23 protein-coding genes and 1 pseudogene are annotated in these 25,743 nt (G+C 60.3%); 11 read left to right on the top strand and 13 right to left on the bottom strand.

Annotated features, from left to right (window positions below):
- Window positions 1-210 precede the first annotated feature (210 nt).
- Entirely contained in the window at window positions 211-1,119 is a 909-nt protein-coding gene (locus ACIGJB_RS30375) for a LysR family transcriptional regulator (RefSeq protein WP_483735105.1), read from the top strand.
- Window positions 1,120-1,516: 397 nt separating this feature from the next.
- Here the strand turns inward: ACIGJB_RS30375 and ACIGJB_RS30380 are convergent.
- The 4 genes and pseudogenes from ACIGJB_RS30380 to tnpA form a co-directional block, all read right to left on the bottom strand.
- A pseudogene (locus tag ACIGJB_RS30380) lies at window positions 1,517-1,636 on the bottom strand (integrase); the annotation flags it as partial.
- 108 nt (window positions 1,637-1,744) lie between these two features.
- The gene (gene tnpC, locus ACIGJB_RS30385) at window positions 1,745-3,343 is read right to left on the bottom strand and encodes an IS66 family transposase (RefSeq protein ID WP_483733947.1); all 1,599 of its coding nucleotides are present in this window, start codon (window positions 3,341-3,343) and stop codon (window positions 1,745-1,747) included.
- A 51-nt stretch (window positions 3,344-3,394) separates the two neighbouring features.
- Complete coding sequence (gene tnpB, locus ACIGJB_RS30390) at window positions 3,395-3,739, bottom strand: IS66 family insertion sequence element accessory protein TnpB (protein WP_483733948.1); 345 nt, start codon at window positions 3,737-3,739, stop codon at window positions 3,395-3,397.
- A gap of 2 nt (window positions 3,740-3,741) precedes the next feature.
- A complete protein-coding gene (gene tnpA / locus ACIGJB_RS30395; RefSeq protein ID WP_483733949.1) occupies window positions 3,742-4,140 on the bottom strand; it encodes an IS66-like element accessory protein TnpA in 399 nt (132 codons plus the stop codon).
- 315 nt (window positions 4,141-4,455) lie between these two features.
- Between tnpA and ACIGJB_RS30400 the strand changes: the two genes are divergently transcribed.
- Genes ACIGJB_RS30400 through ACIGJB_RS30410 form a run of 3 tightly spaced genes read left to right on the top strand, consistent with a single transcriptional unit; the run spans window position 4,456 to window position 5,704 of the window.
- Window positions 4,456-4,806 carry a hypothetical protein gene (locus ACIGJB_RS30400; RefSeq protein WP_483735106.1) on the top strand — a complete coding sequence of 117 codons (351 nt, stop codon included), beginning with the start codon at window positions 4,456-4,458 and terminating at the stop codon, window positions 4,804-4,806.
- Between the two features lie 54 nt (window positions 4,807-4,860).
- Window positions 4,861-5,139 (top strand): hypothetical protein, encoded by a 279-nt coding sequence (locus ACIGJB_RS30405; RefSeq protein WP_483735107.1) that lies wholly within the window; start codon window positions 4,861-4,863, stop codon window positions 5,137-5,139.
- Between the two features lies 1 nt (window position 5,140).
- On the top strand, window positions 5,141-5,704 hold the full coding sequence (locus ACIGJB_RS30410; RefSeq protein ID WP_483735108.1) for a hypothetical protein: 564 nt from the start codon (window positions 5,141-5,143) through the stop codon (window positions 5,702-5,704).
- A 1,126-nt stretch (window positions 5,705-6,830) separates the two neighbouring features.
- Here the strand turns inward: ACIGJB_RS30410 and ACIGJB_RS30415 are convergent.
- The 5 genes from ACIGJB_RS30415 to ACIGJB_RS30435 form a co-directional block, all read right to left on the bottom strand.
- The gene (locus ACIGJB_RS30415; RefSeq protein ID WP_224010945.1) at window positions 6,831-7,817 is read right to left on the bottom strand and encodes a tripartite tricarboxylate transporter substrate binding protein; all 987 of its coding nucleotides are present in this window, start codon (window positions 7,815-7,817) and stop codon (window positions 6,831-6,833) included.
- A gap of 42 nt (window positions 7,818-7,859) precedes the next feature.
- Window positions 7,860-9,146 carry a phosphopyruvate hydratase gene (gene eno / locus ACIGJB_RS30420; protein ID WP_483735109.1) on the bottom strand — a complete coding sequence of 429 codons (1,287 nt, stop codon included), beginning with the start codon at window positions 9,144-9,146 and terminating at the stop codon, window positions 7,860-7,862.
- A 9-nt stretch (window positions 9,147-9,155) separates the two neighbouring features.
- Window positions 9,156-10,574: a pyruvate kinase gene (pyk, locus tag ACIGJB_RS30425; protein ID WP_224010941.1), complete on the bottom strand. Its 1,419-nt coding sequence runs from the start codon at window positions 10,572-10,574 to the stop codon at window positions 9,156-9,158.
- A gap of 13 nt (window positions 10,575-10,587) precedes the next feature.
- Window positions 10,588-11,856 (bottom strand): glycerate kinase type-2 family protein, encoded by a 1,269-nt coding sequence (locus ACIGJB_RS30430; protein WP_483735110.1) that lies wholly within the window; start codon window positions 11,854-11,856, stop codon window positions 10,588-10,590.
- A 338-nt stretch (window positions 11,857-12,194) separates the two neighbouring features.
- Entirely contained in the window at window positions 12,195-13,283 is a 1,089-nt protein-coding gene (locus tag ACIGJB_RS30435) for a tartrate dehydrogenase (protein WP_224010937.1), read from the bottom strand.
- A 124-nt stretch (window positions 13,284-13,407) separates the two neighbouring features.
- Between ACIGJB_RS30435 and ACIGJB_RS30440 the strand changes: the two genes are divergently transcribed.
- The 4 genes from ACIGJB_RS30440 to ttdB all read left to right on the top strand — a co-directional run bounded on the left by ACIGJB_RS30440 (window position 13,408) and on the right by ttdB (window position 17,683).
- Complete coding sequence (locus ACIGJB_RS30440; RefSeq protein WP_224010935.1) at window positions 13,408-14,331, top strand: LysR substrate-binding domain-containing protein; 924 nt, start codon at window positions 13,408-13,410, stop codon at window positions 14,329-14,331.
- Between the two features lie 501 nt (window positions 14,332-14,832).
- Window positions 14,833-16,134 (top strand): MFS transporter, encoded by a 1,302-nt coding sequence (locus ACIGJB_RS30445; protein WP_224010949.1) that lies wholly within the window; start codon window positions 14,833-14,835, stop codon window positions 16,132-16,134.
- A gap of 44 nt (window positions 16,135-16,178) precedes the next feature.
- Window positions 16,179-17,078 (top strand): L(+)-tartrate dehydratase subunit alpha, encoded by a 900-nt coding sequence (gene ttdA, locus ACIGJB_RS30450; RefSeq protein ID WP_224010933.1) that lies wholly within the window; start codon window positions 16,179-16,181, stop codon window positions 17,076-17,078.
- Entirely contained in the window at window positions 17,075-17,683 is a 609-nt protein-coding gene (ttdB, locus tag ACIGJB_RS30455; protein ID WP_224010931.1) for a L(+)-tartrate dehydratase subunit beta, read from the top strand. Before ttdA ends, ttdB begins: the two co-directional genes overlap by 4 nt.
- A gap of 788 nt (window positions 17,684-18,471) precedes the next feature.
- On the opposite strand, the gene ACIGJB_RS30460 is transcribed toward ttdB, so the two are convergent.
- From ACIGJB_RS30460 to ACIGJB_RS30475, 4 genes are all read right to left on the bottom strand, one after another.
- Entirely contained in the window at window positions 18,472-18,903 is a 432-nt protein-coding gene (locus ACIGJB_RS30460; protein ID WP_483735111.1) for a hypothetical protein, read from the bottom strand.
- 1,168 nt (window positions 18,904-20,071) lie between these two features.
- The gene (locus ACIGJB_RS30465; protein ID WP_483713630.1) at window positions 20,072-21,052 is read right to left on the bottom strand and encodes a Bug family tripartite tricarboxylate transporter substrate binding protein; all 981 of its coding nucleotides are present in this window, start codon (window positions 21,050-21,052) and stop codon (window positions 20,072-20,074) included.
- 41 nt (window positions 21,053-21,093) lie between these two features.
- Entirely contained in the window at window positions 21,094-21,957 is an 864-nt protein-coding gene (locus ACIGJB_RS30470; protein WP_483735112.1) for an NAD(P)-dependent oxidoreductase, read from the bottom strand.
- Between the two features lie 137 nt (window positions 21,958-22,094).
- On the bottom strand, window positions 22,095-22,787 hold the full coding sequence (locus tag ACIGJB_RS30475; protein WP_483735113.1) for a GntR family transcriptional regulator: 693 nt from the start codon (window positions 22,785-22,787) through the stop codon (window positions 22,095-22,097).
- A 289-nt stretch (window positions 22,788-23,076) separates the two neighbouring features.
- On the opposite strand from ACIGJB_RS30475, the gene ACIGJB_RS30480 reads away from it, so the two are divergent.
- The 3 genes from ACIGJB_RS30480 to ACIGJB_RS30490 all read left to right on the top strand — a co-directional run bounded on the left by ACIGJB_RS30480 (window position 23,077) and on the right by ACIGJB_RS30490 (window position 25,667).
- Window positions 23,077-23,718, top strand: a complete 642-nt coding sequence (locus ACIGJB_RS30480) for a 4-carboxy-4-hydroxy-2-oxoadipate aldolase/oxaloacetate decarboxylase (RefSeq protein WP_483713633.1) — start codon at window positions 23,077-23,079, stop codon at window positions 23,716-23,718.
- A gap of 90 nt (window positions 23,719-23,808) precedes the next feature.
- The gene (locus ACIGJB_RS30485; RefSeq protein WP_483713634.1) at window positions 23,809-24,768 is read left to right on the top strand and encodes a Bug family tripartite tricarboxylate transporter substrate binding protein; all 960 of its coding nucleotides are present in this window, start codon (window positions 23,809-23,811) and stop codon (window positions 24,766-24,768) included.
- Window positions 24,769-24,797: 29 nt separating this feature from the next.
- Window positions 24,798-25,667 carry an amidohydrolase family protein gene (locus ACIGJB_RS30490; protein ID WP_483735114.1) on the top strand — a complete coding sequence of 290 codons (870 nt, stop codon included), beginning with the start codon at window positions 24,798-24,800 and terminating at the stop codon, window positions 25,665-25,667.
- Window positions 25,668-25,743: the final 76 nt, after the last annotated feature.

Here is a 25,743-nt window from a genome sequence, read left to right on the forward strand (position 1 = left end):
GTCAAGCGGAGATTAGTGAGATCAAGATATAAGTTCTAATATTGTTTTTTGATGAACAAAATCATTATTTTTGATGCCAGCCTTAGTTGGCTTTCATCGATCCGTTGTGACTAATAAGCTGCACGCGAGGGTTACTTCTCCGCGTCCACATGATGACTTGCATCACAGAAACTGATGATGTGATGCATCTTTATTGATATCTATCCGAAAATGGACCTCAAGCAAATTCAGTACTTCATTGCGTTGTTCGAGGACGGTTCCGTCACACGGGCGGCCAAGCGGCTCAACATCGTGCAGCCGGCGCTCAGCATGCAGATCGCCCGGCTGGAAGAGGAATTTGGGCAGAAGTTATTCGAGCGTATCCCACATGGGATGGCGCCTACGGCTGCTGGCCGGATGATGTACCGCCTGTTCCTGCCCATCGTGCGCGACCTCGCGAGCGCGCGGCAGCAGATGATGCAGCGCGAGGAGCAGATGGCCGGCCGCATCGCGCTGGGCATGGTCGCCTCTGAGACAGAGAGCGTGCTAGTGGGATCGCTAGCGCGCTTCAACGCACGCTACCCGAATGTGGAGGTATCCGTGGCGGACGGTTTCAGCGCCGCGCTGATCGATCTCGTGTCCGCTGGCCAGCTCGACGCCGCGGTGGTCCACCGGCAGCGCGGCCGGGTAGCGCTACAGGTGCAGCCGCTGCATGACGAGGAGATGGTGTTGGTGACCAGCGCCGCGCATGGTCCAGAACTACCGGAATCGGTAGAGATGGCGAAGCTGCCAGGGTTGGAGTTGGTGCTACCGACCAAGCGCCATGGCCTGCGCGTGGTGCTGGATACGGCCACGCAGGCGCACGATGTCACGCTAGCGCCGAAGTTCGAGGTCGACATCCTCGGCACCATCGTGCAATTCGTGCAAGCCACGCGCTTTGCTACCGTGCTGCCGCGCATCGTGGTGCAGCGGGCCGTGGAAGACGGCCGGCTACGCATGCATGCCATTGTTGCTCCGCGCATCGTGCGGCACCTGGTCTGCGTCAGCCATCCGCAGCGGCCGCTGAGTACGGCCACGGAAGCGTTGATCACCATCGTGGCCGAGGAAATCCGGCGAGTTTCCGGGGGCGGCCACCCGTGAGACTAACGTAACATGGCGTCATTCAATCGCTGGAACTCGGGATCCAATCAAGACCCCGTCCTTTCTTTCCGGAGCGGGAGCGGCAAGTGACATCGCGCTCATCAACGCGATTAGCGGATTTGCTGGATTCTTCGCCCCGTGGCTCGTGGGCGTTGCCCGCAGCCAGTCGAGCGATTTCACGCTGGCCATTTACTGCCTTGCGGCAAGTGCGGCGATGGCTGCAATCCTGGCGGCATTATTGCCGTAGGTCGAAAGTGAATGGCACCTCTCAAGTGGCATGAGTATCGAGCCTGCATGTCCGGAGTAGAGAGTTCAGCCGACGTTCGAATGACTTGGCAAGGTTGGGGGCCGAGGACCGCAATTGGCCGCAAGCGACCGCTCGCCGGATATCGGGTTATCAGACTTCAGTTTGCTCCGCTATCTTCGAGCGCATCGTCTACCTCAATGCCAAGTATCGGACGGTGCTTTCAAGTTTGGAATGGCCAAGCAGCAACTGCACCGCCCGCGTCCGGGATGTTGCGATGAGTGTCATGACAAGCGTCGACGTCCTACCGCCACCAGAATGGTCGCTTGCGGCTGAATAGTAACCGTCCGACGGACAGCGTTCTTGACGACGGGGTTGCTTTCAGGCGGCGGTCGAGCTGATCTGCTCAGCCATGGCCCATGGCAGCAGTTCGCTGACGCGATTGACAGGGTGGTCGGCGATGCGCGCAATGACGTGGCGCAGGTAGGCCTCTGGGTCGAGGCCGCTCAACTTGGCTGAGGCCACCAGCGAGTAGATAGCGGCACCGCGTTCACCGCCACTGTCAGAGCCGAAGTGCAGGAAGTTCTTTCGGCCGAGGGCAACGGCCCGCAGCGCACGCTCCGCTGCGTTGTTGTCGATCTCAACGTGACCGTCACTGGCATACAGGGTCAATGCCGACCACTGATTCAATGCGTAGCCAATGGCCTTCGCGGTATCGCTTTTGGGCGACACCTTGCTGAGCGTCGAACGTAGCCAGATTTCGAAGGCTTCGAGCAATGGACGCGCCCGTTCCTGTCGGACGCGCCTTCGCTCGTCGGGAGGCTTCCCGCGGATATCAGCCTCAATTGCGTAAAGTTCACCGATCCGGCGCAGCGCCTCAGTGTTGACGTCGTTCCTGCGTGCCAGGTACAGATCGTGGAACTTTCGTCTCGCGTGAGCGACACATCCAGCCTCTTGCACCTCGCCATCTCTGTAAATCGAGTTGTAGCCTGCGAATGCGTCAGCTTGCAGGATTCCCCTGAAGCCTTTCAGGTGAGCTTGCGGATATTCGCCTGACCGACTCGGGCTGTACGCAAACCATACGGCTGGCGCGTCCACCGAACCAGCGGGCCTGTCGTCACGTACATAGGTCCAGAGTCGGCCTGTCTTGGTCTTGCCGTTCCCGGGTTCGAGTACGGGTACCGGCGTATCGTCAGCGTGGATCTTCGAGGCCGCCATCACGTACTGCCGGATTGCATCGACCAGCGGGCGCAATAGTGCGCTGGCTTGTCCGACCCAGTCGGCGAGTGTCGAGCGTCTCAACTCGACGCCATCCCGCGCGTATATCGCCGACTGCCGGTACAGGGGAAGATGGTCGCAGAACTTTCCAACCAGGACATGGGCGAGCAGGCCAGGACCCGGCATACCGCGATCAATGGGTCGGCTGGGCGCCGGTGCCTGTACGATGCAGTCACAGCAGGCACAGGCCTTCTTTGGTCGACGATGGCGGATCACTCGCCAGTGCCCGGGCACGTACTCGAGTTGCTCGGCAATGTCTTCGCCAAGCTCGTTGAGCGTTCCGCCGCACTGCGGACAGCACACCTCGTCAGGTTGATGGACGATATCTTCGCGCGGTAAATGATCAGGGAGGGCTCTGCGTCCAGTCGGCCTGGTCGCGTCCTTTGAGCGCTGCTTGCTTGTGTCGAGCACCCCTGCGCCTTCGTCGGCCTGCAGATCCTCCAGACGCAATTCCAGTTGTTCGATCTGGCGATCAATCTTCTCGGATTTGCGCCCGAACTGCATTCGTTGGAGCTTTGCGATCCACACCTTCAGGCTCTCGATTTCCAGCGCCCGATCTGAGAGTGTCTTCTGCAGCGTCGCGACCGTGTCGCGTAGATTCTCTAAGTCGCTGTCGCGCTCACGAAGCGTCGTTTCCCGAGCCAGAAGCAGGGCCTTCAAGGCGTCGATGTCGTCGGGAAGCGAAGCGTTACTGGAGCTCATGCAAGCAGTCTAGGCGCCAGCATCACCTCCTACGTGTGTTGTCACAGACGTTTACAAAGCACTGCATGGACGGGCAGCATCGATGGGCTGCCGCCAGTCGAATCCCTCCAACAGAAGTCCGAGTTGCGCATTCGTCAGGGCCACCACGCCACCTTCGGCACGCGGCCAGGCGAACCGACCTCGTTCCAAACGTTTGGCGAACAGGCACAAACCACCGTCCCGCCAGTACAGGCACTTGAGCAGATCACCACGTTTGCCCCTGAAGATAAAAACGTGGCCAGAGAATGGGTCCTTTTGCAGTACTGTCTGTACCTTGGCAGCCAGGCCATCGAAGCCACATCGCATGTCCGTAAATCCTGCGGCAACCCAGATCCGGGTGTTTGCCGGCGGCTCCATCGTTAGCTCAGGCACTGCACCACCATGCGCAGGGTTTCCGGATCGACTCGGCCTTCAATGCTCACCTGGCCCTTGGCCAAGTGCAATCGGATGACTCCTGCTGGCAACGCTTCCGGTCGCTCGCATGGCTTTCCCGTGAGCGACGCGACGGACGGTTCTTCGACTCCGGGGCCTCTGACCACAACGGGGAACAACACTGGGGTGTCACCAACATGGGGGACGCCTAGTTGGCCTGCTCGAAGCATGCGACGCCACCGAAAGACCATGTTCACGTTTAGACCGTGTTCCAGCGCCAGCTTTGAAACCGAGACGCCTGGCACGCACGCAGCTTCTGCAAGCCTTTGCTTCAGTTCGATCGGATGATTGCGGGTGCCGCGCACGCGGCCACCACGCTTTGCCACGGTCTCCAAAGTAGTCCCCGCCAGATTTCTGATGGGAACTACTCTGGATAGGTTCGACTCTCGCGTCTACACGGCCATCAGCGGACGCTTACGCTGAATACGCTGCCGCCGCGGTTTCAGAAGCGAAGCATGCCGGTGCGGGCTGGCACACAGTTGCCACCCCCTAATTCCCATATCTATTGATAGGCTGAGGCATTCCTCGTTTGTGAGGCTCTGACTGGGGCGAAAGGATAGGCAATGGTTGGGATACGCTTGCTGATGGGAATGGTGCTCCTCGGACTGTGCTCAGTCACGTGGGCAGCAGAGTTGTCAGACGTGGATGCAGGCACCTATGAGTGGCTCAAGGAGGATCGCACCCCGACGGGCGTACTCCAGAAATTCAGCCGCTCCGGCGGCAAGTGGGTGAACGCCAGTAAGTTGCCGGGCAAAGACTGGAAAAATGTGCCCTGCGATCCGGGCTGCGAATACAGGGACAGTTCAGCCAAAGAGATCCGGGCCTATTTCCCGCCCAGCTTCCGGGAGCAGTATGAGGTCGCCTGCATCCAAAACGTAGCTCAAGCATTTTGCCGATTCATCCCGAACAACGACCGGCGCAGTAGAGGCTATATCTTCATCGTCCTCGTAACCGGCAAGCCGTTCCCTGTTAGGACTCGGCGCGTTGACTAGCGCAAGGCCAACATGTCTTCCTGTCCTGTAATATCCGTTGCCGTTGGCATGAGGATGGAGTCATTTGATGAATCCTCTGACTCTCTTCCGTCTTCGGCATGGTTTTTCAGGCTCGGGAAGCTACTGGGGCAGGCAGTAGGGATGGAGTTTCAGCCTGGTACCAGGCGGGAGACGCTGTTTTATAGTAGCTCCATCGGTGTGGGCAACTCCGCCACGCCCGCCGGTACCGAATTTGAGCTGGTCATGCATCACGAACTCGCCAAGACAATCGATCGGTTGATGAAAGACGGGTCATTCGATGCATTTATCAAGCAAGTAGCAAGCGGAGGGTGAAATGTCCGAAGAGCTAAAGACCATGAAAGCCGGCCGATACACGCTGGTAGCACGTTCCATTGATGCCGGGTTCCGCGGGGTCATGTGGGCTGACCAGCAGAAGGTCGTGGATATCCAAGGAGCAAAGATCGACGATGTCTGGGGCAAGCTCTGGGACGCGCTTTACGAACGACAGATTTCGCTGGCCGCTGCGCGACGCGGCGCCGATCCGACCGCAGAGGAAGCCGCCAGGGCATTTCTTCGCATTGAGCACCAACTCACGCCGGGCCACAAGGCAATGCTCCGGGCGCACTTGAAGGCTGTCGACCAGAGGATTACGGCAACCGAACTCGCCAAGGCCGCAGGCTACGCCAACTATTCGGCGGCCAACCTGCAGTATGGGCTCCTGGGGGCCATGCTCTTCGCGGAGATGCCGATCGAGCTGCCGAAGGGGAGCAACGGCTCGCCGGTAATGACGCACGCAATCGCTTCCGAAGAGGATCTGCGCGCGTCCAGCAAGGACCAATGGATTTGGCAGATGCGGCCTTACATCGCTGCCGGCCTGATTGTCTCGGGCATTCTTTGATCTCGCTCGCGAATGTTCTAGGTCCGGGCGCAGGCCGCAGCCACGTTGCCCGATGGCAACGCCTCATATAGCTGAGAAAAGAAGGCCAGGTCTGCAGGAAACTTACGAGCCCGATGAACGTCTGAGGCAACGTCACCTTGTGCGGAATTGCCAAGTTTCCTGGCGTGGAGCCTAGCGGGTTTACCGACACGCCGGTCACCAGCGCCGCCTGCATTACAGTTTGCGAATGCTGCAACAATCGCTACCCATGATCAGCATCGAGCCCATGACCGCCCTCAATCTACCGCCCCTGGCCGTCGCCGACGAAGTTCGAACCCTCCGTCGCAAGAGATCGTGCAAGATGGACGGGAGGCGCGCGGCGATTCAGCGGAATTCGGCGTGAACAGCAAACAACGCCGCAAAGCGTACCGAAAGAGTCCCTACCAGATCGAAACTATATGGACATTTCGAGGCGCGCACGTGATCATCACCCGCATTGCAAGCCCCACCGCCGTCATCGTCGAATTTGAGGGGGCCGGGGCGCGTACCCATGTCCCCACGCGCGCACTGGAGCCACGCGGCCCCAGTGGGGGCATGTTCCACCCGCCGGCGTAGCTCCTCGGTCGAGTGCATTGGCACCTGGCAGGACCGATCCTCGTCGCATACGTCATTTCAACGCGTCTTGTCCGCTCGGCTGTGCTACGAGACGTGTAGTGGTCAGGTGCGGCCGATCTCGGCCCTTGATCCACCTGGGCAGGGCATTCCGGCGCCAGAGGCGAATACCGACCCTTCTGAGACGTTGCATAGGATTGGTAGATTGGTCGCAATGGCAGCTACTCGGTCAACATCGGTCGTTCATATCGGGTCGGTGTCTGAAGCGTCGCCAAAGCCTGTGCCATCCCTTACTGAATGATGCGTCGAGAGTCAAACGAAAGGCTTGTATCTTGACGCCGTTGTTCTCGCGAGAACGTCGGACGGCGAGGGACATTCCCAATGCGGCATAGCTCCTTCGGCCGTACGTCAATGCTTCTCCGCGAGTGACCGCGAGAAGCAAATTGCCTCGCTGTCAGCCTCTCCGGCGTTTTGCCAGCAGACAGCGAGGGCGGCTTGAAGGATTCGGCAACGGAACACCGAACCGCCAGCAGTCTTACTCGATCGTGACCTTGCCTTCCTTCACCAGGGTAGCGAACTTTGCGGTCTCGTCATTGATCCGCTTGGCAAAGGCTTCGGGACTACTCGACATCGGCTCTGCACCGGCGGCAAGCAGGCGCTGCTGGAAGTCAGCGGAGCCGACGATCTTTACGATTTCTGCGTTGAGACGGGTCACAATGGGTTTCGGGGTAGCGGCGGGTGCGAGCACGCCAAACCAGGTGCCGATGTCAAAGCCCTTCAACCCCGCTTCTTCCATGGTCGGAACGTCAGGCAAGGCCGACGAGCGCTTCGCGGTCGTCACCGCCAGGGCGGACAGCTTTCCCCCTTTTATGTGGGGCAGGACGGTAGTGATCGTATCGAATGACATACTAACCTGGCCGCCCAGCAGGTCGGTGGTCAGCGGCCCGCTCCCCTTGTACGGCACGTGAAGCAGTTGCGTGGCCGTTGCCTTCTGAAACTGCGTGCCGATCAGGTGTTGGGCCGTTCCATTGCCGTTTGAGCCGTAGGACAGCTCGGGCGAGGCTTTCTTCGCCAGCCCTACTAGTTCCGATACGTTCTTGGCCGGCGTCTTGGCGCTGTTAATGACTAGCACGTTCGGCACCATGGCCAGCGTTGAGATGGGTGCCAGATCTTTCTGGAAACTGTAGGGCAGCTTCTTGTACACGCTGGTGGCGATTGTATGGTGGACGGCTCCCATGAGAAGGGTATAGCCATCTGGCTTAGCCTTTGCAACGTAGTCGGCACCGACGGTTGCGCCGGCACCCGGGCGGTTTTCCACAATGACTGGTTGCCCGAGGTTCTTCGATAGCTGGTCGCCCAGCGCCCGGGCCAGGATGTCTGTCGTGCCGCCCGAGGGGAACGGCACGACCAGGCTGATCGGTTTGGCCGGCCACGTCTGGGCAATAGCCCCATTGGTTATACCGATCCCGGCAACGGCCAGGATAGCGCCGAGCGCCTTGGTTGCGAACTCTGACTTACGCATGATGTGTCTCCTCTGGTTGTAGTAGTCTGCGAAAGAATGGCTTTACTTCGAGGCGGATAGGGCGGCGCGCCCCGCGAATGTGGCAGCGCACCCCAACTCAGCTTCAATGAACAACAGTCGGTTGTACTTTGCCGTCCGATCGGACCGAGACAGAGAGCCCGTCTTGATTTGGGTGGCGGCAGTACAAACGCTCAGGTCTGCGATGGTGGTGTCTTCGGTTTCACCTGAGCGGTGGGAGATGACCGATGCATAGCCTGCGGTCCGGGCCATCTCGATGGCCGCCAGTGTCTCGGTCAGCGTACCGATCTGATTGGGCTTAATCAGGATGGCATTCGCGACGCTGGCGTCGATGCCTTCCTTCAGGATTGCCGTATTGGTCACGAAAAGATCGTCGCCCACCAACTGGAGTTGGCGGCCCAGGCGGTCAGTCAACAACTTCCAACCGCGCCAATCATTCTCGGCCATGCCATCCTCGATCGAGACGATCGGGTAGTGGGCGGCCCAGTTCGTCAAAAGTTCGACGAAGCCTGCGGCGTCATAGCTCCGCCCCTCGGATTCGAGCACATAGGCGCCGCCACGGTAAAACTCGGAACTCGCCACATCGAGCCCCAAGGCGATATCGCGGCCTGCTTCGAAGCCGCTCGCGTCGATGGCCTGCATGATCACGTCAAGCGCCTCGACTTTCGACTTGAGGTCGGGTGCAAATCCACCTTCGTCGCCGACGGCCGTCGACAGGCCACGTTGCTTGAGCAGTGACTTGAGCGTGTGAAACACTTCCGCGCCCCAACGCACCGCTTCCGCGAACGACGGAGCGCCGATGGGCAGGATCATGAACTCCTGCATGTCGACGTTGTTGTCGGCGTGGGCGCCGCCGTTGACGATGTTCATCATCGGCATTGGCAGACGAAGTTCTTGGTTTGCGCCGGCAATCGAGCGATAGAGCGGGATTCGTGCGGACGAGGCCGCAGCGCGCGCTGCAGCCAACGACACGGCAAGCAGCGCGTTTGCGCCAAGCCTGGACTTGTCCGCCGTCCCATCAAGCTGGATCAGGCAACGATCGATCTCCGCCTGTCCGGAGATGGGGAGTCCAGACAGTGCGCGCGAAATGTCCGTGTTGACGTGCTTCACCGCATTCCGGACGCCCTTGCCAGCATAGCGGTGCGGTTCTCCGTCGCGAAGCTCGATGGCCTCGCGAGACCCGGTGGAAGCGCCCGATGGCGCCGCGGCAAATCCGACACTGCCGTCGGCAAGCAATACCTGTGCAGCGACGGTAGGATTGCCTCGCGAATCCAGCACCTCATAACCACGCACTTCTTGAATCACAGACATGTTGCTTCCTCAGGCGATTTGCGCGATGCGCAGGAGGTTGGTGGTGCCGGCGACCGTGAAGGGCAGGCCGGCCGAGATCACGATGGATTGACCGCTCTGCCCAAAGCCCTCCTTCAGGACGGTGTGGCTCGCCAGGTCGGTCATTTCGAGCACGTCGACGACTTCATGGCAAAGGACCGCGTGGACGCCCCAAGCCAGTGCGAGACGGCGCGCGGTCGCCACGCGTGGTGTCATGCCAAGAATCGGAACCTCCGGGCGCTCGCGGGCCATGCGAAGGGCGGAGTATCCGGAACTGGTGTAGGCCACCGTCGCTGGGACCTTCAGCAGCCCGGCAATATGGCGAACGGCATAGCCGATGGCATCGGCTGCCTCTGCACGCGGTGGGGTATGGGAGGCCTGGATTGCGTCGTGATAAAGCGGATCCGATTCGGTGCGGCTGATGATGCTGTTCATCATCTTGACGGCTTCGACCGGAAAGCGGCCCGAGGCAGATTCGGCGGAAAGCATGACCGCATCCGCACCATCGTAGATGGCGGTGGCCACGTCGGACGCTTCCGCGCGTGTGGGAACCGGCGAAGAGATCATCGACTCGAGCATTTGGGTCGCTACGATGACCGGCTTCCCGGCTTTGCGGCATGCGCGAACGATCTGCTTCTGCAGCGAAGGCACTTGCTCCGCGGGCATCTCAACGCCGAGGTCACCACGGGCGACCATCACCGCGTCCGACTCGGCGACAATGGCCTCGAGGCTCTGGATCGCTGCTGGCTTCTCCAGTTTCGCGACGATGCCTGCGCGATTCTGCACGATGGCCTTGATTTCCTGGATGTCTTCAGGACGCTGCACAAAGGAGAGTGCGATCCAGTCGACGCCAAGCGTCAGGCCGAAGTCGAGATCGCGTCGGTCCTTTTCCGTCATGGCCGACAACGGCAGCACAACGCCGGGCACGTTCACGCCCTTGCGTTCGGACAATGTCCCACCATTGATGACAGTCGTCTCGGCAAAATCGGGCCCGCAGCGATCGACGCGAAGACGAAGCTTGCCGTCGTCGAGAAGCAGTTCCGTTCCCTCCTCTAATGCAGCGAAAATCTCCGGATGAGGCAGACTGACGCGCTCGCTCGTTCCCGGCACGCTCTTTTCCAGATCGAGTCGGAATTTTGCTTGCGCGGAGAGTTGGACCGGGCCCTCGGCAAAGGTGCCGATTCGGAGTTTCGGGCCTTGTAGATCGAGCAGGACGCCGACGGGACGACCGCGGCGTTGTTCGATCTCGCGGATCGTTGCAAGTCGCTGTTTGTGGTCGTCATGCGAACCATGACTGAAGTTCAGCCGAAATACATCGGCTCCAGCCTCAAACAGCGCGTCGATGATCTCGGGGGACGTGCTCGCCGGACCGAGGGTGGCAACGATCTTTGCATTGCGTTGGCGTCTCATATTCTCTTGCCTTTCAAGGTGCGATCAGGATCGCGCGGAAATCATTGACGTTGGTGAGGGTCGGGCCGGTGACCACGGAATCGCCCAATGCCTCGAAGAATCCGTGGCCGTCATTGTTGGCGAGGGCGTTCTGGGGACGGATCCCGAGATCTCTCGCACGCTGCAGGGTGTCAGGCGCAATGACTGCGCCGGCGATCTCTTCCTGTCCGTCCACCCCGTCGGTATCACCAGCCAAGGCGTAGATGGAGGGATGCCCGCGCAGGGTGAGCGCCAAGGACAGCAGGAATTCGACATTGCGACCGCCGCGGCCAGTGCCTCGCACTGTCACGGTCGTCTCGCCGCCTGAGAGCAGGACGCAGGGCGGTGCGAACGGTTGCTGGTGGTTCGCCGCTTCCAAGGCTAGGGATCCCAGCACGAGGCCGACATCACGGGCTTCGCCTTCGATAGCGTCACCAAGCATGTACACCGGCAGGCCGGCGCGACGCGCCATTGCCGCTGCGGCTTCGAGAGCCATGCGGGGCGTGGCGATCATCGTGGTCTGGATCGGCGGCAGTTGCGGGCTGCCCGGCTTGATGGTTTCCGCCTGCTCGGTGCTGAGCGCCGTCATCACGTGCGAGGGCACCTCGATGGCGTAGCGCCGCAGAATGTCGATTGCGTCGTCGCGCGTGGTCGGATCGGCGACAGTCGGCCCGGATGCGATATCGATGGGGTCATCCCCGGGAACATCGGAGAGCAGGAGATTGAAGACCTTTGCGGGGTGGCAGATGGCCGCCAGACGACCGCCCTTGATAGCCGAGAGGTGGCGGCGAACGCAGTTCATCTCCGTAATGGTCGCGCCGGACTTCAATAGCTCGTGATTGACGGCCTGTTTGTCTTCGAGTGAGATGCCCGACAGTGGCAAAGGCAGCAGTGAGGAGCCACCGCCGGAAATCAAGCTGACAACCAGGTCGTCTTCCGTGAGATTCGATACCAGTTCGAGCAAGCGCCGCGCGGCGTCATGGCCTGCCTGATCGGGCACGGGATGTGCAGCTTCGACGATTTCGATGTGTGCGCAGGGCACCGCATATCCATACCGGGTGACGACCAGCCCTTCGACAGGCCAGGGACAAGCCGATTCAAACGCCTGCGCCATGGCGGCTGAGGCTTTTCCGGCGCCGATCACGATGGTGCGTCCGCGGGGACGCTCGGGAAGATGGTGTGCCAGCGTTCTAGACGGCTGCGCTGCGGCGATCGCCGCATCGAACATTTCGCGCAGCAAGCCGCGCGCCTGATCCGCGTTCATGATTATGTCGGAGAGCTAGTGGAGCAAATGGGCATGAGCTTCGGCGGTTCTTTGTAGAAGCGCGCGAAGCTTGGGGAGACAGCGCTTGGCGTGGCCGCCATGGTCGGCCTGGCCGGCTCTTCTGCGCAAAAATCCTGCGGCTGCGGAGAGCCGGTCCAATGGAGCGATTTTGACGGACTGCGGGCCCTTCACTCTGTGAATCATGGCTGTCTCCTTCTGATTCGGAATGTTCTCGCGCTAGCAGCTCTGGTGGCTGTTTGAGCTAGCGCAAGGGTGCGTGCGCAAAAGGCGCCCGCGGTGCACGCAATCGTGCGGTGGGGGTGTATACCCTCTGCGGCTCAGGCGGCCAGGTTCTGTTGGCTCTTCGCCAGGAAGTCGCAGACCGCCTTGGTGACGTCAACGGTCTTGGCCTTGCCACCGAGGTCGCCGGTGTGCAGCGCCGGGTTGGCGGTCACGGCTTCGATGGCGGCCATCACGCGCTGGGCCGCGTCGTTTTCCCCGAGGTGTTCCAGCAGCATGACCACCGACCAGAAGGTGCCTACCGGGTTGGCCAGACCCTTGCCCATGATGTCGAAGGCGGAGCCATGGATCGGTTCGAACATCGACGGGTAGCGGCGTTCCGGATCGATGTTGCCGGTCGGGGCGATGCCCAGGCTGCCGGCCAGCGCGGCGGCCAGGTCGCTCAGGATGTCGGCGTGCAGGTTGGTGGCCACGATCGTGTCGAGTGTCTTCGGGCGGTTTACCATGCGCGCGGTGGCGGCATCGACCAGTTCCTTGTCCCACGTGACGTCCGGGAAGTCCTTCGCGACTTCTACAGCCACTTCGTCCCACATCACCATGGCGTGACGCTGGGCATTGGATTTGGTGATCACGGTCAGGAGCTTGCGCGGACGCGATTGGGCCAGCTTGAAGGCGAAGCGCAGAATGCGCTCGACACCCACACGCGTCATCATGCACACGTCAGTGGCAGCTTCGATCGGATGGCCCTGGTGGACGCGGCCGCCCACGCCCGAGTATTCACCCTCGGAGTTCTCGCGCACGATGACCCAGTTCAGGTCTTCGGGCGCGCAACGCTTGAGCGGGCCATCGATGCCGGGCAGGATGCGCGTCGGACGCACGTTGGCGTATTGGTCGAAGCCCTGGCAAATCTTCAGGCGCAGGCCCCAGAGCGTGATGTGGTCGGGAATCTGGTTGTCGCCGGCCGAGCCGAACAGGATCGCGTCCTTGTCGCGCAGTGCATCCAGGCCATCGGCGGGCATCATCACGCCGTGCTGGCGGTAGTAGTCGCCGCCCCAGTCGAAGTCCTCGAACTCGAAGCGGAAGTTGGCGCCGGCAGCGGCCAAGGCTTCCATGACTTCACGACCTGCGGGCACTACTTCCTTGCCGATGCCGTCACCCGGGATGGTTGCGATCTTGTACGTCTTCATCTTTCGTCTCCTGTTTTTGAATCGAACTTCAACCAAAAATGCGTGAAGGTGATTCTGTCGGGTAGACGCAAGTTTTGACTGCGGCTAAAGTTAAACCGTTTTTAACTACAGGTTGAAGATTCAGATGGGTGCAGGGAATGCGATCCAGCCGGCGGAGCTGGGCTTTTTCGTGTCGGTCGCGGGCGCCGGCAGCCTTAGTGCAGCGGCACGGGATCTTGGGATTTCGACCGCGGCCGTCAGCAAGCGCTTGGCGCTGATGGAGACGCGTATCGGCATGCCACTCGTGACGCGTACGACCCGTCGTATGAGTCTGACCCCCGAGGGCGAAGTTCTGCTGGAGCATGCCCGCCGCATCCTTGGCGATATTGACGATCTCGAACAGTTGCTGACCAGTGCCAAGGGACGGCCTAGCGGCCTGTTAAGGGTAAACGCTACGCTTGGCTTTGGACGCATGCACGTAGCGCCGGTCATTTCCGAGTATTCGCGCATGTATCCGGATGTGGACGTGCAGTTGCAACTATCGGCCGACCCGCCGCCGTTAATCGAGGATGCGTTCGACGTCTGCGTCCGTTTTGGCGAGCCGCCGGATGCGAGAGTCGTGGCGCGGCACTTGGCGCCGAACCGCCGCATCCTGTGCGCCTCGCCGATGTATCTTAGGGAGCACGGCGTACCGCAAACACCGCAAGAACTCTTGCGACACAACTGCATCGGAATTCGGCAGGGTAGCGATGCCTACGGCGTGTGGCGCCTTGGAGCCACGAAGGGTCCGAAACAGCAGTCGGAGTCGATCCATGTGCGTGGCAACCTCACGACCAACGACGGCGAGATTGCCGTCCACTGGGCGCTAGAGGGACATGGCATCGTGTTGCGGGCGGAATGGGATGTTGAACGTTACCTGCGTAGCGGCAGGCTGGTGCAGGTCCTCTCCAACTACGCGACGCCCGAAGCAGATATCTACGCGGTGTATCAGCAGCGGCACCAGTTGTCCTCACGTATTCGGCTCTTCGTCGAGTTCCTGGCCAAAAAATTCGGGCAATTCGGCAAGTAAAACTTTTTCCCTCTGATACGCCTTGCCGCAGCTCTAGGCATGTCGCTCGACGGCGGCCGCGTTGCGCATCCCTTTTCGCGTGTCCCGCGAAGGCTTAGGGCGACAGGCCAGTACGGCGCACGCCGCCCTGATGCGCGTTTTGCGCGGTCCTACGCGTGAACAGCTAAGCTTTTCTGCCCCCATCTTTAAGCTGAAGTTAAGAGCAGTTTAACTTCGCCCTCGCGCCATTGGCGTCCCGCGCCACCAAAATCCACTCCACGCAATAACGCTCCATTCACGAGAGCGGCACGCGACCTCGACTTGCTGGCTAGCAGCGCCATCGCGCTGTTCACCGTGCTGACGCACATGGCAATCGAAACATCGACGCGAGAAAAGGCGTTCGATCCAATGCAGCCGAAGAGCTCAGATCCGATGTCGCAGAAGGGCAAGTCCCTCAGCGTAGCCAGACAAGAAACCTCACACATGATTGGCACTGCCAGTCGGAGACATGGAGACATAAAAATGGAGCGAGACATTGAGAAACGCACCTTGCGCAAGATCACTTGGCGCATCGTGCCGTTTATCATGCTGCTGTACTTCATCGCCTATATCGACCGAGTCAACATCGGCTTTGCGTCGCTCACCATGAAGGATGACCTCGGCTTTACTGCGTCGATTCTTGGCTTCGGCGCAGGCATCTTCTTCTGGGGTTACTTCCTGTTTGAGGTGCCCTCCAACATTGCTTTACACAAGGTAGGAGCGCGGCTCTGGATCGCCCGCGTGATGCTGACCTGGGGCCTGATCTCCGGGGCGATGGCGTTTGTCCAAGGGACTACGAGCTTCTACGTCATTCGCTTTCTGCTTGGCGCCGCCGAAGCCGGCTTCTTCCCCGGCATCATTCTGTACCTGAGCTACTGGTTCCCGGCGAAGCACCGCGCAGGGGTCACGGCCTTCTTCATGGCCGCGGCACCGATCTCAACGGCACTTGGATCGCCGCTCTCGGCGGCACTCCTCGAAATGCACGGATTCTGGGGCTTGGCCGGATGGAAATGGATGTTCCTGCTTGAGGCCATTCCGGCGGTGGTGCTTGGCGTGGTCGTGTTCTTTTACATGACGGACCGGCCTCAGCAGGCGCGATGGCTGCAGGATGACGAGCGCGAATGGCTTGTGAAAGTCATGGAGGAAGAGAATGCGGGGAAGGCCAAACACAGCGGTCACAGCATCCTGCGCGGCTTGGCCGATTTCCGGGTAATTGCCTTGTCATTGATCTACTTCGGCACTTCGGCTGGGCTGTATACGCTCGGCATCTGGGCGCCGCAGATCATCAAGCAGCTCGGCATGTCTTCGATGACGGTTGGCGTGCTGAATGCGATTCCGCCGCTGGTCTCGGTGGTCGCCATGGTGATCTGGTCGCGGCATTCCGACCGGACCCGGGAACGGACGTGGCACGTTGTGCTGCCCTGTCTCGCAGCCGCCGTCGGCCTGGTCATCGCGGGCAATTCGAACGGCGTCATCGGACTGATCGCTGCGCTCACGCTTGTCAACGTAGGCATCAGTTGCGCCAAGCCCCCGCTCTGGAGCATGCCAACGATGTTCCTGTCTGGCGCGGCAGCCGCGACCGGTATAGCGACGATCAACTCGATCGGCAACCTCGGCGGGTTCGTCGGACCTGCGATGATTGGATGGGTTAAGGACAAGACCGGCAGCTTCTCCGGCGGTTTGTATTTTGTCGCAGGTCTCTTGGTTCTTTCCGCAACGCTCGCGCTAATTCTCTCGCTGGCGCAGAAAGTAAAGCCAAGCACAAACGAGGTCGCTGCGCACTGAGCGTACGCGGCTTGCATACCCCCACAAAGAAACTGGAGTACTCCATGGAAAAGGAAAGCGCTGTTGTCGCGTTGACCGACACGATGGCCAAGTTCACGGCCTACATCGGCAAGCGCCTGCCGAAGGATGTCACGAAGAAGCTTGGCGAGCTGCGGACGATGGAAACGAATCCGTTGGCCAAATCGATCTATGACTCGATGGCGGGCAATCAAGAGGCGGCAGACAAGCTCGACCGGCCGAGCTGCCAGGATACCGGCGTGATCCAGTACTTTGTTGAGGCTGGCGCCCACTTCCCACTGCTTGGAGAGCTTGAGGACATCCTGAAGGAAGCGACGGCAGAAGCAACGCGCATCGGTCCGCTGCGCCATAACGCGGTGGAAACGTTCGACGAGAAGAACACCGGCACGAACACCGGCACGCAGATTCCTTGGCTTGACTGGCGCATCGTTCCCGACCGTGACACGTGCACCATCGACGTCTACATGGCGGGTGGCGGCTGCACACTGCCTGGGGCGGCAAAGGTGCTGATGCCAGGGCAAGGTTATGAAGGTGTCGCGGAGTTCGTGATGGATGTCATCACGGAGCGTGGCGTCAATGCGTGCCCGCCGCTTCTCGTTGGCGTCGGTGTGTCGACATCGGTCGAGACGGCCGCCCGCTTGTCCAAGCTGGCAATCATGCGTCCCGTGGACTCGAAGAGCGACAATCCCCGTGCCGCGCTGATGGAGGATCTGTTGGAACAGGGGCTGAACGAGATTGGTATCGGACCCCAAGGCTTGACGGGCAACAACAGCGTCATGGGCGTGAATATCGAATCTTCCGCACGCCATCCTTCGACCATTGGTGTGGCGGTCAACACGGGATGCTGGGCGCACCGGCGCGGAAAGATCCGCATCAACGCGGACATGTCGTACGAAATCATTTCCCACGAAGGAGTGGTGCTGTGAAGAAGATTCTGACTACGCCTATCAAAGACGAAGACCTTGCCGATCTGAATGTTGGTGACGTGGTGTACCTCACTGGGCGACTCGTCACTTGCCGCGATGTCGCACATCGTCGACTCATCGAGCAGGGCCGTGAGCTCCCGGTGAATCTGGAGGGCGGGGCGATCTTTCACGCGGGCCCCATTGTGCGCAAGAAGGAAGACGGCAAGTTCGAGATGGTTTCCATCGGGCCGACCACGAGCATGCGCATGGAGAAGTTTGAGCGCGAGTTTATCCGTCAAACAGGCGTCAAACTGATCGTTGGTAAGGGGGGCATGGGTCCGGAGACGGCGGCAGGCTGCCAGGAGAACATCGCAGTGCATGCCATTTTCCCGGGCGGATGCGCGGTGCTGGCAGCCACGCAGGTCGAGGAGATCGAAGCGGCGGAGTGGCAGGACTTGGGTATGCCTGAAACGCTGTGGGTGAACCGTGTCAAGGAATTTGGCCCGCTGATCATTTCCATCGACACCAAAGGTAACAATCTGATCCAGCAGAACAAGGAAGAATTCAAGGCAAAGAAGCAGCCCGTTCTGGATCGGATCAATCAGCAGTTGAGCTTCATCAAGTAATTAGTTGTGGGTCACGATCGGGCGGTAGCGGGCCGGCGATGTCTCAAAACAGATTTATCGCTCCTGGGCGCCTGCGCTCAGTGACCGAGTTGACTTCCGGTGCGGCGTCGGCAGTCGGTGTTGTTTGAACGGTGCCCGGAGGGAATCCATCCAAAAGAACCGGGCACCGTCTTTGTTCTATCTAGAACGCAGCAGTCGGCTTTTGTGTTGTCGCCAAGGCAGGCGGAGGACGGCTACCCCCGCCAAGCTTCGCCGCGGGAGTGACACCGGACACGCTCATCGACACAGGACCTGCGCCGCTACATGCTTGAAGGGCCAACATCACCGACGATGGTGCCAACGGTGTTCTGACCGCGGCAGGGTGATTGAGGAGTCCAGCAATATTGGCATGACCAAGGTATTCGAACAGGCAGGGCCCGCAGTGGCCAGTCCGCCGGGCCTCATTCGAGCTTTGACACCACGACCGCCCTGCCGCGGCGCTATTTTTTTGAATTTACACCATGTAGTCGTCTTTGCCATCCTCGTAGAGATGTCCGGTGACCTACCCGAAGCGGCCATTCGAGGGCGAGTTGCAACTGTCGGCAATTGGCCGGGAAGAGCCATCGGTCGAAGAGGAGGCAAAGTTCACCCACGAAGCCCGCCCCATGCGGTCACAAAATGACTCATGGTTGCCATCTCGCCCCCAATTTTCCGCGTCATGGGATCAGTCAAGATCCGCAGAACGAGCACGTTCACGATGCCGAGGGATATCGAGTTCAATCTCGTCGGCGCCAGGCACGGCCAGAAGGTCAGCGATCCTTTGCGCCAGGAGCGCCGCGACCTGGCGTGCGCCCTCGACGGTCTCTGCGACCTCGAGCGGGCTCCGCCCCCCCCAGGCTATCGAGTGGGGTCTCCAGCCAGTCACACGCCCGCGCGGGATCGCTAAAGGCCTGCGTGGCGCGCGCGAGCAGATTGTCCTCCCCAAACCTTGGCAGATCCTCGATTCCGACCGGCTCGTTGTCCTCCGCGCGCGGCCCGAGGTCGGCACCCAGCAGGTGGCTGACCGCCGCATAGTCGCCGGCGCTGATGTGCTCGCTGATTTGCTCCAGCAAGGCCAGCGACAGGACGCGGCGGCGCAACAGCCGGCCCTGGGGAAGTCTGGTGGCGGCGGCCTTCCGCAGTCGCTTCAGGTCATCGTCGCGGAGTGGGTCGTCATCCGGCTCATATTTTGGGGTGGTCATGACACGTCCCGATGGATCTCGATGGAGATCGACTCCCTCCATCATAGGTGCCCGGCCGCGCTCGGAGCGGACCCCGATGGGACAGGAATTGGCGTCACTCCATAAAACCGGACGTTCCGGTTCGGCGCCATATTGCCCAGCAACAGGGTAGGCCGCCGCCGCTTCGTCAAGCCGCGCCCGGTCCCCGTCCGGTCTGTAGCGGGGGGATGGGCAATGCGCTGGACTTGCATCCAGTCGGTCGCGCAGCGTCAGCACGGCTAGCCGTTGACTCAGCCAGCCGGCATTGCCCCAGCAAACCAGTTCACGCGCCATGGTCATCGTCCTCGCCCTTGAATTGGCCCTTGAATTGGCGCCGGATCGCAGCGTGTTGCTGATTGAATTCCTCCAAGTCCACGTCACGATAGCGCCCGGTGCGGCCCCGATTCGCCGTGTCGTGTCGCGCGGCCCCTAGCGCAGGGGACGTTGCCGGCGCATTTCATGCGAGTCTAGACAGAATGCTGCCTCTGTCCAATCTCCTGGCATGCCGGCCGCGGCCTGATCCCGAATTCCCTCGTGGCCACAGTGACCGCAGTATGGCGCGCCGCCCTACAGTCATTAGTGAGACGCGCCGCGGCTATGCGGGTCCCGCTGGCTGCATTTATGGAATTTATGGATTGGCCATAATTATGGCCAGCTCATAATTGCGCCACGATGTGAACTTGTAGGGGGGCGAGGTGATCAGCGTCGTTGAGGATCCGGAGGTGAAGGGCGGTGTGCCGGTCATTCTCACCGGCGCCGGACGGCGAAGGGCGGTGACCGACCCGCTGCGGTCATCGGGGACGTCGCAACTGCAACGTCCGTTCTCAGCGTCCACCGGTCATTGGCCGCGTGCGTCGACCACTACAAAAAGCGAACTGCGCTCTTTGGCTCGTACGATGGGCGACTGAAGAGTGCCGAGAAAAATATATCGGGCGTGACATTCGCCACGCCTTCCGCTTTCCGCGTCCGGCCGCTGCGCTTGCGCGCACACGTACCAGGCTCCAAGCCGGTTTCACTGCAGAGAGAATGCGCCAGCAAGCAACGAATTGCCGTGCGAGCGTGCCGACTCTATCCGCGGAGTAGCCTCTGCGGGGCACCTGAGTGGAGTTCCGGCATACCAGTTGACGCCTTTTCCGCCATGGCCGCCCTATCATTCGACCTTTGCGCCCGACTCCTTGATGACGCGCGCCCAGCGAACAGATTCGCTCTTCATGTACTGCGTGTACTGCTGCGGTGTGCCACCCAGGATTTCGGAACCTTGGTCGAGCAATTTATTCCGAACGGTCTTGTCCTGCAGCGTGTGCTCGGTTGCCTGACGCAGGCGACTGACAATGGCATCAGGCGTGCCTTTCGGAACAAGAATACCTTGCCAGGCACCCATCTCGAGCGAGTCCTTGCCCGTTGCCTCTTTGATGGTCGGTACATCGGCCAGCAACGTCGAACGCTTGGCACTGGTAATTGCCAAGGGCTTCAGCTTACCCGCCTTGATGTGCGGCGTCGCTTCGTTGAGGGGAAGGAACATGAACTGCGTCGAGCCGGAAATGAGGTCGGTGATGGCCGGAGCGCTTCCCTTGTACGCCACATGCGTAACGTTGATGTCCATCTCCTTGGCAAATAGCGCGCCGCCAAGATGCAACAGGGCCCCCGAGCCGGATGACGCATAGTTCAGCTTGCCAGGGTGAGCCTTCGCGTACGACACCAAATCCTTCACATTGGTGACTGGAAGCTTGGGAGTCGCCACGAGAACAAGCGGGATATTTGCCGTCAGACTGATTGGAATGAAGTCGGCGAAGGCGTCGAACTGCACGTTCTGGTACAGGGACGGCGCCAGGACGATGGCCGAGGTACTGTAGAAAATCGTGTAGCCGTCTGGCGACGAGCGTTTGGCTTCCGTCGCCGCGATGTTGCCGCCCGCCCCGGGCTTGTTGTCGGGGACAATCGATGTCGACAATTGCGTCGATAGCCCTTGAGCCACAATGCGCGCGTTGATGTCAGCCGAACCGCCGGGGGGGAAGCCGACGAGCATGCGCACCGGCTTGTTGGGATATGAGTCGGCTGCGAGCGCCACCGGCGCTACGCACGTGCTCGCGAGGACGGCCGCCGCCGATACGGCAAAGAGGAATTTTTGCATGATGGTGTCTCCAGGCTTTGTTTTTTGGTTGGATTCTTTTCTCAGGCCGCTTTCTCCAGCAGCCACTTCAGCGCATCGTCAAGAGAGGGGTTCTCGCCCACGGGCTGAGCATCGATAGCGGCGGCAGTATTCTTGAAACGAGCTTCGACACCAGGTAGCACAAGCGAGGTTAGGCCGGATCCCTTCAGTTCCTTCTGGGCCTCAGCGACTTCGTGAGTGCGACGCTTCGCGTGGATGGTGTGCGTTCGCACGAGCATGTCGATGAAGTCGGCCAACGGGCTCTCGTCGATATCTTTCAGTACGGCGTACAGCTTTGCGCGAACACCTTGTTTTTCCGCCGCCATGAGCAACTCGACGGCGAGCGCTTCCATTCCTTTGGTGAACACACTGCGAAGCACCTTCAGCGAAATAGCGTCTCCTGCAGCGCCGCCTTCAACGACGCGAATGTTGCCTCCAGCCGTCTGAATCAGCGAGGCGAGTTCATCGGCGCCCTGCGTCGCAGCACAGAGCAAAGGTGTCCGTGCCCAGGCGAGGGAAATGGCGCCCATCACCGCGACGTCAACGTAGTCAATGCCCTTGCTTTTAGCTCGCTCCGACGCGGCTCGCTTGTCCGCGGGGCTCGCCGTAGTCAAGTCCGCGTACTTGGCATGGGGTTTCATGTGTTCGAAGCACTGGCCGGCCACATCGAGCGCCACGGCTCCAAACACACACGAGAACACCCAATCGGCTTCGGCGAGCCAGGGGCCAACTGCCGACTCAACGGGTACGCCGAATTTGCTGGCCAGTTCGCGGCCGGCTTGCGAGAGGTGGGTGTCGCAGAACTGGAATGTTGTTCCCGGGATGGTGGCGAGGGCGTTGGCGTAGCAGCGGCCCACTTCGCCGAGGCCAATGATTGCGATGTTCAAGACTGTCTCCTGGCTGGATGCTGATACAGCCAAAGAGTACAAATAAAATACAGTTCGAGCAACGGGAATCGAGCAACCTCCGGGTAAACGTGAGATTTGCCCGCCGGTCCTAGCCTATAAAGTGATGTTATAGGATTTTAATGTTCTAATTTTGTATCTTTCCTGGCATCGGGTTGCAAGCTGTCCAGCCGGCGGCTCATGAAGCGCTGGTTCGAAATGAGCAGGTGGACCGTCATCACTTGCTCGGCAAGGTCACCATTCCCCAGTTCCACGGCCAAGGTAATGTCGCGGTGATGCTGAAGGCTGCGAAGGAGGTCGTCCCGCTCATAGAGGAAGAACGAGCGGGTAATGATGGGCATGTCTATCATCGTCTCAAGCATCGTCTTCAGACGTTGAGACCCTGCGGCATCGAGCAGCATGCGGTGAAATCGGCTATTGGCGGCTTGGACCTCGGCGATGGCATCTTGCGAGACTTCAGCTTGGTCGATGGCGTGGGCCATCTCCTCGTTGCACCGCTTGAGTTCCGCAACCATTCGAGGGTCGGCGCGCTCCGCAGCAAGCCGTGCGGCAAACGGTTCCAAGCGAATCCTGAGGCGGAACATGTCCTCGATATCCCAGCGCGTCCAGCCGGCAACGAAAACGCCGCGGCCCGCCTCTGCGACAGCAAGACCGTCATCAATCAGCCGTTTGAGCGCCGCGCGCACGGGCGTCCGACTGACGCCTATGTCCTCTGCAATGCGCTCTTCTTTCAACTGCGTGCCCGCCGTGTAGTGCCCCGCGACGATACGCTTTTTCAACACTTCGTAGGTCTGCTCGCTGCCCTTTTTCATCGCCGTTGTCGAGGGGTTCCTCTGCCTCCGTTGTAGTCCTGTCTCCTTGCGTTCGCCAAGCGAGACGCGCCGCAATCCTACCAAAGACTCCCCCGGGCGCCTGGAAACAGGTTTCACCCAAGTTACTTTTTCGGCGTATGTATTTTATCTGTACGATGCGACCGAGCATCCCTCGCAAACCCCAACGTTTACCCGTACAAAACAACGATCTCCTTGCACCTCATTGTTTTTATTTTGTACTATCCGTTCGACGCGCAATCGCCAACACGAACCCCACCAAGGAGACTACATGTCCATCACCGCACAACAACTTGACCGCCTCAAGGCCTTCGGTACCGCCACCATCCATGAGGCGCAAGGCCAGAAAGGCGCACTGGACGTCGGCATGAAGCCGCTGGACCCGACCCTGCGCATGGCCGGCCCAGCGGTCACCGTCGACATCCGGCCCAGTGACAACCTGATGATTCAGTACGTGCTGACCCAGACGAAGCCGGGCGACGTGCTCGTCGTCGACGCCAAGGGGTTTTTGGAAGCCGGTCCGTGGGGTGACATTCTGACGTTGGCCGCCATGAACCTCGGCATCGCAGGGCTGGTCATCAATGGCTCCGTTCGCGACGGTAATGCCATCATCGAAATGGGCTTCCCCGTGTTTTGTCGTGGCCTGTCCATCAAGGGCACCCACAAGAACCAGCCCGGCAAGATTAACGTTCCGGTGCACATGGGCGGTGTCCAAATCAACCCTGGTGACATCGTGGTCGGCGACCGCGATGGCCTGGTAGTGGTAGCCGCTGATGAAGTGGAGGGTGTCATTGCCAAGAGCGAAGAGCGTGAGCACAAGGAAGAAGGCATCCGTGCAGCGCTCGCGGAGGGCAAGACCATGGTCGAACTGATGAATCTCGGTGAGACTCTGCGCCGCTTCGGCTTCCAGTGATGTGTCGGCACCCGGATTTTCGGGTGCGCGACTACCTACCTCTTGCTCGAGCGCTCGCAGAAGCGCATTCCCAGAATTTGGAGACATCCCATGCACATTCTCGTGCGCATTCTGACCGCGTTCGCCATGAGCGTTACGGTTTCCACCGTTGCTATGGCTGCGGATTCCCATGGTCCTGTGCGAGTGGTGGTGCCATTCGCCGCAGGCGGTGCCACGGACGCGCTTGCGCGGCTGCTTGCACCGGGACTTGCCAAGGAGCTTGGCCAGACCGTCGTCGTCGAAAACCGCCCCGGCGCAAGCGGGCAAATTGGCACGGCCTACGTGAAGAACGCCCCGGCTGACGGCTCCACCTACCTTTTGGCGCTCGACCATTCGGTAGTCATCGTGCCCTTGATTACGCCTTCGGCGGGGTACGATGCGCTGCGCGATTTCACGCCGCTCGGCACGGTTGCGCGCTTCCAGTGGGCCTTTTCCGTTCCCAACACCAGTCCCGCGACAACACTCAAGCAATTTATCGAGCTCGCAAAGAAGGATGCGAGCAAGCGGAACTTTGGCGTCCCGCTGATGGGTGGGATGCCCGACCTTATCGGAGCCAGTGTAGGCGGCAAGGTGGGTGCTTCCATGGAAGCTATTCCTTTTAACGGTTCGGCCCAGATGATGCCTCAACTGATAGGTGGCCAGCTTGCGTCGGGCGTAACTGGCACTCCAGAAGGAGTCACGATGGCACGCGGAAAGAAGGTGAGGATTCTTGCGATTACCGGAGACAAGCGTTCCACACTGCTGCCTGACGTGCCGACTTTCGAGGAGCAGGGCGTTCAAGGCCTGAGTCTGAGCAGCTTCAATGCCTTCTTTGCACCAAAGGGCCTGCCGGCGCCTATCGCAGAGAAGTTCAATGCCGCCCTTCGCAAGACATTGCAAGATGCGGACGTCCGAAAGCAGATCAATGACATGTCCCTCGACATCGCATCGTCGAGTTCGCTTGCCGACGCGACGACAGAACTGCAGCGTACATATCGCTTTTGGCACACTGCAGCGCCTGCCAAGCGATAACTCGATACCGCAGACAGACGATACCCACCATGCCCATTGCTATGACAGTCCCGCACTCGACCGGCACGGGAAGGCCTTTGTTTCGCATGCCGGCTGACGCGTGTGACTGCCATATGCACGTGTTTGATGCGGCTCTACCGTTTGCAGCCAATGCATTGCTGACACATGGTCCTGCGACATCGGCGCAGTACAGAATGCTGCAGAAGCGGTTGGGCACGTCGCGCAACGTAGTGGTTCAGCCTTCATCCTATGGGACCGACCACCGGGCGTTGCTCGCTGCCCTCCAGGACTTTGGCGATACCGCTCGCGGCGTGGCCGTCATTAGGCCAGAGACGGAAGACGCGGCGCTGGATCAGTTAGCTACCGCCAATGTCGTCGGGGCACGCATGAATCTGGTCCAGCGCGGCGCAACAGACATCGTCATGGCCCGTCCCTTGGCGGCGAAACTGCGGCGGCTGGGCTGGCATTTGCAGGTCCACCTGTGGCCCGAAGCGTTTTTGACAAACTTGGACCTGCTGCTTTCCCTGAGCGTTGATGTGGTCGTTGACCATTTCGCCCGCGTGTGGAGCGACGAGAGGCTGGCGCCACTCGTTGAGCGGGGTGTACATAAATTGCTAGGGAGTGGCCGCGGCTGGCTGAAGCTCTCCGGAGCCTATATGGCGGTTCCCGACGGAAACCCGGACTCATGCCGGCTCGGGGAATTCGTTAATTCGGTCGTAGAGCGATACCCCGACCGGTTGGTGTGGGGGACAGACTGGCCTCACGTGACAGAAGCGACTAAGCCGGATGATGCGGCATTGATGAATCTCCTCGCAAGATGGATTCCCGACGAGGGTGTAAGAAGCACCATTCTGGTAGCGAACCCCTCCACTCTTTACCAATTCGACAGCCGACGGTGAGCTCTGGCCCACGAACGAACCTGTCGAACATAACTTGTTTAATGCAGCGAGCGATTCTTCAAACAGCCGTTCGTAG

The sequence above is a fragment of the Cupriavidus sp. C2SS-8b genome (assembly GCF_057073745.1).

What these genes read in the sequence shown, in the direction of transcription:
- ACIGJB_RS30375 (WP_483735105.1), top strand. Translation starts at nt 211, where the DNA reads ATGGACCTCAAGCAAATTCAGTACTTCATTGCGTTGTTCGAGGACGGT.
- tnpC (WP_483733947.1), bottom strand. Translation starts at nt 3,343, where the DNA reads ATGAGCTCCAGTAACGCTTCGCTTCCCGACGACATCGACGCCTTGAAG.
- tnpB (WP_483733948.1), bottom strand. Translation starts at nt 3,739, where the DNA reads ATGGAGCCGCCGGCAAACACCCGGATCTGGGTTGCCGCAGGATTTACG.
- ACIGJB_RS30405 (WP_483735107.1), top strand. Translation starts at nt 4,861, where the DNA reads ATGGAGTCATTTGATGAATCCTCTGACTCTCTTCCGTCTTCGGCATGG.
- ACIGJB_RS30410 (WP_483735108.1), top strand. Translation starts at nt 5,141, where the DNA reads ATGTCCGAAGAGCTAAAGACCATGAAAGCCGGCCGATACACGCTGGTA.
- ACIGJB_RS30415 (WP_224010945.1), bottom strand. Translation starts at nt 7,817, where the DNA reads ATGCGTAAGTCAGAGTTCGCAACCAAGGCGCTCGGCGCTATCCTGGCC.
- eno (WP_483735109.1), bottom strand. Translation starts at nt 9,146, where the DNA reads ATGTCTGTGATTCAAGAAGTGCGTGGTTATGAGGTGCTGGATTCGCGA.
- pyk (WP_224010941.1), bottom strand. Translation starts at nt 10,574, where the DNA reads ATGAGACGCCAACGCAATGCAAAGATCGTTGCCACCCTCGGTCCGGCG.
- ACIGJB_RS30430 (WP_483735110.1), bottom strand. Translation starts at nt 11,856, where the DNA reads ATGAACGCGGATCAGGCGCGCGGCTTGCTGCGCGAAATGTTCGATGCG.
- ACIGJB_RS30435 (WP_224010937.1), bottom strand. Translation starts at nt 13,283, where the DNA reads ATGAAGACGTACAAGATCGCAACCATCCCGGGTGACGGCATCGGCAAG.
- ACIGJB_RS30440 (WP_224010935.1), top strand. Translation starts at nt 13,408, where the DNA reads ATGGGTGCAGGGAATGCGATCCAGCCGGCGGAGCTGGGCTTTTTCGTG.
- ACIGJB_RS30445 (WP_224010949.1), top strand. Translation starts at nt 14,833, where the DNA reads ATGGAGCGAGACATTGAGAAACGCACCTTGCGCAAGATCACTTGGCGC.
- ttdA (WP_224010933.1), top strand. Translation starts at nt 16,179, where the DNA reads ATGGAAAAGGAAAGCGCTGTTGTCGCGTTGACCGACACGATGGCCAAG.
- ACIGJB_RS30460 (WP_483735111.1), bottom strand. Translation starts at nt 18,903, where the DNA reads ATGACCACCCCAAAATATGAGCCGGATGACGACCCACTCCGCGACGAT.
- ACIGJB_RS30465 (WP_483713630.1), bottom strand. Translation starts at nt 21,052, where the DNA reads ATGCAAAAATTCCTCTTTGCCGTATCGGCGGCGGCCGTCCTCGCGAGC.
- ACIGJB_RS30475 (WP_483735113.1), bottom strand. Translation starts at nt 22,787, where the DNA reads ATGAAAAAGGGCAGCGAGCAGACCTACGAAGTGTTGAAAAAGCGTATC.
- ACIGJB_RS30480 (WP_483713633.1), top strand. Translation starts at nt 23,077, where the DNA reads ATGTCCATCACCGCACAACAACTTGACCGCCTCAAGGCCTTCGGTACC.
- ACIGJB_RS30485 (WP_483713634.1), top strand. Translation starts at nt 23,809, where the DNA reads ATGCACATTCTCGTGCGCATTCTGACCGCGTTCGCCATGAGCGTTACG.
- ACIGJB_RS30490 (WP_483735114.1), top strand. Translation starts at nt 24,798, where the DNA reads ATGCCCATTGCTATGACAGTCCCGCACTCGACCGGCACGGGAAGGCCT.